Source organism: Saliterribacillus persicus (genome assembly GCF_003337485.1).
GTDB lineage: Bacteria > Bacillota > Bacilli > Bacillales > Amphibacillaceae > Saliterribacillus > Saliterribacillus persicus.
Genome location: NZ_QPJJ01000018.1, coordinates 56,751 through 62,956, shown reverse-complemented (window position 1 = coordinate 62,956; position 6,206 = coordinate 56,751). Strand labels below are relative to the sequence as shown.

At 30.8% G+C, this 6,206-nt stretch carries 4 protein-coding genes; 1 reads left to right on the top strand and 3 read right to left on the bottom strand.

The features are described 5' to 3' along the window. Positions 1-33 precede the first annotated feature (33 nt). Positions 34-498 (top strand): competence protein ComK, encoded by a 465-nt coding sequence (locus DFR57_RS16320; RefSeq protein ID WP_114354284.1) that lies wholly within the window; start codon positions 34-36, stop codon positions 496-498. A gap of 366 nt (positions 499-864) precedes the next feature. Here DFR57_RS16320 and DFR57_RS16315 read toward each other — a convergent pair whose 3' ends face one another. From DFR57_RS16315 to DFR57_RS16305, 3 genes are read right to left on the bottom strand one after another with little or no spacing between them, the layout of a single operon-like run. Continuing rightward, a complete protein-coding gene (locus tag DFR57_RS16315; RefSeq protein WP_114354283.1) occupies positions 865-1,818 on the bottom strand; it encodes a hypothetical protein in 954 nt (317 codons plus the stop codon). Between the two features lie 13 nt (positions 1,819-1,831). Beyond that, entirely contained in the window at positions 1,832-5,278 is a 3,447-nt protein-coding gene (locus tag DFR57_RS16310) for a hypothetical protein (RefSeq protein WP_114354282.1), read from the bottom strand. Positions 5,279-5,280: 2 nt separating this feature from the next. Then, positions 5,281-6,171 (bottom strand): DUF4007 family protein, encoded by an 891-nt coding sequence (locus DFR57_RS16305; protein ID WP_114354281.1) that lies wholly within the window; start codon positions 6,169-6,171, stop codon positions 5,281-5,283. Positions 6,172-6,206 lie beyond the last annotated feature (35 nt).

Here is a 6,206-nt window from a genome sequence, read left to right as displayed (position 1 = left end):
GAATGAAAGAAACTGAAGAATGGATAAAAACAAGTGCTGAAGAAGTGGCTCAAAATTAAATTGCGAAATGGCTCACTTTTCACTTGCGAAATACATGCAAAATACCAATCAAAAATAATTGAAGTAAAACAAGAAGTTTTTATCGAGCAAACACCACTTGAAATTCTTAAACATAACGCCCTTATAAACGGCTCTTCTTATGAAGGTAGAAGAGAATCGGTCAAATATATACTTGGATTTGAGCAGAAAATTCCAATTCCAATAAATATTGAAAAGAATATTTATCTATTTCCTACATCCTCACCCAATGAAATGGATTGTATTTGGGTAAGTTCTGATGCTATCACAGAGATAAAACCAGTTGAAGTTGGTGAAGAAATCAAGACCCGCATACTTTTTAAGTTTGGAAAAACACTAGATTTAAAAGAATCTAACTATTTAATAAGAACTCAATGGGAGCGTGCAGGAATGTGTAAGATAGCTATGGCGCATAGGTAAAGCTAGAGCTAAAATATTATGTCGGTGATCAAGACTCATTCGATAAATGGTTACTAGTTTTCTTATAAATAATTCTTTCAAAACCTGTCCTATTCTCTTTTAGTGCTTTTCATAATTTATTTGTTTTGAGTATTTGAATGTATGTAAACACAATTTAAATTATTCTTGCTATAAAAAGACAAGTCTTTTACATATATTAAATGTGTTGTGTGATCGATAAACCAACTATATCTTACCGCGAAGTGAGTCTTTTTTGTTTGTATTAAATGGAAACCTTTTGGAATTGCTGTTATAGCAAGAGATTCTCAAAAAATGTAAAAAAAGAATTGATTGGTTTAATCCAATCAATTCTTAAGGAATAACTATTTAAGAAAAAGAACAAACACAAGGAATAGTCTCATCTTCACTAAATAGATATTTTTCTATTCCTTCCTTTTCCATCTCTTCTCTAAAATTTTTCAGACTATACCCCGTTCCATTCTTCTTTAGGATAGTCACAAAACTTTCTTTCTCAAAATACTCATTAAATCTTACTTCCATGTCTTCTTGCTCTTTATATTGATCCGGCCATAAGGCGTATAAAGTAGCATAATGTTGTAATCCACCTCTTACACACCTTCCACCACAATTGGCATGTGAGAAGCCATAAACCTTATTGTCTACTAATAATTTGGCATGCTCATTACCTTTCTCGGCCTCTTCTACAGCAACAGTGTACATCCTAGGTAGTTTTATACCCCATTCATTTTCAATGATACCCTTAGCATCAAGATCTTTTCTATGAGTTTCTATAAGAGGAAATCTAGACTCAATTGGCTCTATAGGATAATGTTCATAAAAAGATCGAATCCCTGCAGCTTTCCTAATGTTTTTATCTAAGCTTTCCTCTGATATTACAACACTATCGTTTTTCAGGAATTCATCATTACCTCTACGTTGTTTTTCATGAGGAGCTATACCAAAGTACAGAATTGGTTCAAGATTCTCTTTATCTCGCAAATCTTCCATATAAACTAATGTTTGCCGTACTTTTAATTCCTCAGAACACTTAGCAAGTCTAGAGTTTCCTAGAAACTTATTATCATAAAAAACTTCTTCAGGAGTACGGCCATCAACCACTTCAGTTACCTCAATCCCAATGTATTCCGCAATCTCCTCCATAAATCGATAATTATCTTCATCTTCCCATAAAGTATTAGTAAAGAATAACTTACAATTCTCTTTTCCGTGGGCTTGGACCATTTGATATGCGACATATGCACTTCCTGCTCCACCAGAAAACATTGCAATATGAACAGGTTTTCTGTTACTCTCTAGCATTCTAAAACATCCTTTATTCTACATATTTTTCTAATAAACTATAAACCATGTATTCAAGTTCTTTCTTAGGGACATTTCTACCAGCATTTTTTATCATTCGATCAACATTTTTATATATGGTTGTAGTTTTTACTGATAAATCAACTCTTGATATAATTTTTCGCTCACCACTAATATCTATAGTAATAAATTGACTTGTAGAATTTTCTTCGTTGTACTCGGAAAAATTTACAACTTCTTCATAGTCATTCTTTAATTGACTTATAAATAAATCGTAAGTAGTATCTGACCAGTTAGAAATTTGGACACCAATATAAATTTCCACAAATTGCGACAGCCAATTTTCAGTGGATAAATCTAGTGTAGCATTAATCAATTTATTATTCTTCTTTAAAAAATCATGAGCGTTGTTAGCCCAATCTTTTAATTCTTTAATATTGTTTACTTTACAAGTTTGAAATATTGCCGTAATAAGTTCTTGTTTAAAAGTGCCTAAATAATTTGCGGCGTATTCCTTAAAATGATTTAATTTTTCTTTACCAAATTCTTCATACAATTGATCAATACTATCTTGTGGCTTGACTTCGGTTTTCCTAATGAGAGCTCTCATCCTTGAAAAATCAGGATCAACAAAGTTAGAAATTTGTGTGTATCTAGGTAAAGATCTTAACCATTTTATAAGAGTCCCACAAATTTTAATTAAACGTGATTTCCCTTCTAATCTATCTTCATTATATTCTGTGAAATTTTCTTCTATAAAATTAAAGTAATCTAAATATTTCTCGTCTAAATTTTCATACACATATTGGTAGTTTTCAGGTCCTTCTTCATATAAAATTTCATATAGAGCATCTCCATTTAAACCAGCTATATACATTTCGTTTCTATATAACATGAATTCGTTCCACCTATCCCTTAATAGGGAAACCAACAATATTGGTATTACAGGTTTTCTGATTCCAAAAGGCTTTTCTGTAAAGATTTTAATTAGTTCACCAAAATTACCCTTTGGATTATTCTCTAATTCACTTAATATTTCTTTTCTAATAAGTTTATAAGGTTTATATTCAATAGAGTCAAAATCAAGGCTATTTACATTCTTGAACAATTCCCCATTCCTCTTAAAAATTGAGGCGTAAATTGCATAATCTGGTCCATTACCTGTAATCCCAAATTGTTGGATTGGATATGAATCAATAATGTGATTAATTAGTTTAATTCCAGCCTTTCTTTGTGCAGATGAAAGGTTTACCCTATTGAATGAGTCATTTAAAATCACTGGAGTATGTTTGTATAGTTCAAATGATTTTTGTGACAGCAAGTTTGATAGCTCAATATTATTTTTTATTTTTACTTCTCTTAAATCTTTCAGCCATACAACTTCGTCATTAAATGCTACTATTGAAGATAGGTAATTAATTATTTCATGCAATTTTTCACTTAATAAAATTCTCAACTCTTCTTGTACACCTTTATCCTCAGCTAAAAGTGTTTTATCATTCAGTAGATCATTTATAATAAAACTCTCTTTTACATTTTCTAATATACTATTTAATGACTCTGTGTGAATGGCGCATAAAATTTTTTCATTTTTGCCCAATTTTCTCAAGTCTTTTTTAATGGAATGAAGCTCTCCATCATCTTTAGGAATAATAAATAAAATTGTAATATCAGAGTTATCTATAGCCTTAAAATTCAACTTATCTAGTTCGTCACTAAAAACAATTTCAACTTTGGCAAATCTAGTCATTTCTTTTGTATCATTGTATTCTTCAGGGAAGAAATATTTTTTAGGCAAATTCCCTTTGAGGACTGATGATATTTCTTCTTGCGTAATATTCAAACTTTTCTTTCTCTCATTAATTCTTTTCTCAATATCCATTGCACTACCAGAATGTAATTCCCAATATTTATTTATTCCATTGAACCTTATTATTTTATGCTCAGAAAGTAATCTCAGTAATGCATTGAGCTCCTCTTTTCCACATTCTATTCCAAACGATAAAAAGTCTGTATTTAATTTTTGCTCACTCTGTAATCCACATAGATTCCATAATGAGATTAGTTTTATAATATTAGTTATTAATTTTCTATCATTTACGTAGTCAGGTATCCTTGCAATGGCTTTCTTATACAAGATAAGATGGTTTTTAACAGCTGAATTATCCTCGCTATCACTAATATCCCGAAAGAAATAATCAAATAATTTAGACGGCATGTAGTAATCATTTGTGCTACTCATGTGATTTTTCAGCCCACCGGTTTCTTCACTTTCTAATAAAGTAAAAAGAGTCCTTTCATTTTGGCCAAAAACACCTGATAAATTTGGCAATAAAAATAAAGTTATCGGATGGAGTGGATACATAGTCTTTACAATTTTCTCTCCTTCTTCCGAAGGGTTTAAACTTGGAAAAAGATTATATCTTTTTAGATTATTCAAAGTTTCCGAATATACTCTGTTATCAATGTTTGGCTTATTTTGTATCACTTCTGCTAGTATTGCTTCAGCCACTCTTAGAAAAGTGTTTTGGTCACTAGTAATGTAATATTGACTAAACCTTTTCTCTATTCGTTGAAACTCCTTTGCAACCTCATCCTGTGAGCCTTTAAAATACTGCCTTAAGCTTTTATGTGTAATTAATAGTAATTGCATAGATTCGCTTCTACTTATAATTTCAGCAGTATCTTGAATATCTTGCATGGTCTGCGATAACTGATCCTTAGTCAACCCCTGTAAGAATCTACCGAATTCATCATAGACTACAAAAATTCCTATGTTCAGCTCATCTAACCTTTCATTAAGGTATTCTAGCTGTTCATTAAAGTTATCAGCATGTCCAACATTAAAAACAGCTCCTGAAGTTAGTTCCGGGTATATATTTCTAAAGAACTCAAATTCAGCTTCGTTATATTTTTTAATTTCTTCTTCCCATTTTTGTATTTCCTTACCTTGTTCTTCTAATTTTTTTATAAATTTATTATAAGTACTAGGAAAACTTTCCTTCCAAGTTTCAATAGATTCCATTACTCTTTCGCTTATTCCTGGTAATACTATATCAATACCGTTATTATTAAGATTTTTTATTATACTCGACAATAAAGCTTCCCTAAAATTCCCCTCATTACCATTTAAGAGTACTGGTATATAACGCTTTTTTGAAGAACTCGCAGATTTTATTTGTTCTGCAATATAATCATCAAAGTACATAAATTTGTTGATTAATCTATCAACAACATTGCTAGAGTTTTTTTCTGAAACAATATAACTTAAAACAGTAGCTATAAGTGATTTACCTGTTCCATATGCTCCAATGACTATATGAGTTCTATTAGAATCGTTATTAAATCCTTTTAATATTCCTTTTAATGCATCTATATGTGACGGCGTAGGTATATATCTATTAATAAACTCTTCATTACCTACATCAAACTTTATGTTTACGCTAGTCTTAAATGACATACTTATCCAGTCCCCCTTTCTATTTCCACCTCATACTCATAGGAAAGGAATTCAATTGGTTTGATTTGTGGTAACCTTACGTTATCTAAATTATTCGTTCTTACATATTCAAGAGGGAATTTTTTGTGATTAGCTAATAAATTGAGTACATCTATTATTCTATTTCTTGAGAGATTAAAAAGATTACCCCATAAATATTTATCTTGCACTATCTCATCTAAACTAATTAAACTTGTTTCATTTTCTTCGCTGTACTTTAATAATATATAATACAATGAAATTAAACCTATATCCTCGATATCAGGTTGAATTTTATGTACTACCTCCTGCCCGTTCTCTGTTGCGTTTTCTTTCATTATATTAAGTTTAGTAAAAGGGCTAAAAGTAAAATCCTCAGGATCATCCTCATTTGGTTCCTTAGTATATAGTTGAACTAAGCAATCAATATCCCTTTTAAGAGATTTCTTTGAGACAGGCTTATCATTTTTATTCACCCATACTATGAATGCTTTTAGTAGACTATCTCTATCAGTAACAGTTTCCTTATATTCATTAAAAAACCACTCAAAAACAGTAGCTAAATCATCTTCATTTCTAACTAATTGATAATGTAAGATTGACACTGTATCATTTCTCTGCAATAGACGATCTTTAAATATTATATTTCCTAAATCTGTAGAATGATGTTCAGTTCTTCTATCAACTTTTTCTTCATTGATTAATCCGGTAGCTAACAACCAAAATCTAAGTGACATCACCATATTCTTTCCTAGACCTACATTCTCCGGCGAGTTTTCTTCAAAGAAAAACCTAGGTTGAAAGTGTACCGCTTTAAGACCTTTACTGATCCATTTATCTCTCAAATAGAAACTCTGATGTCGAGCATACGCCATATTAATCTTCCTTCCTTCATGGTACTGGTAGACTC

Excerpts from the sequence above, each read along its gene's own strand:
- DFR57_RS16310 (WP_114354282.1), bottom strand. The coding sequence starts at position 5,278 with ATGTCATTTAAGACTAGCGTAAACATAAAGTTTGATGTAGGTAATGAA.
- DFR57_RS16315 (WP_114354283.1), bottom strand. The coding sequence starts at position 1,818 with ATGCTAGAGAGTAACAGAAAACCTGTTCATATTGCAATGTTTTCTGGT.
- DFR57_RS16305 (WP_114354281.1), bottom strand. The coding sequence starts at position 6,171 with ATGGCGTATGCTCGACATCAGAGTTTCTATTTGAGAGATAAATGGATC.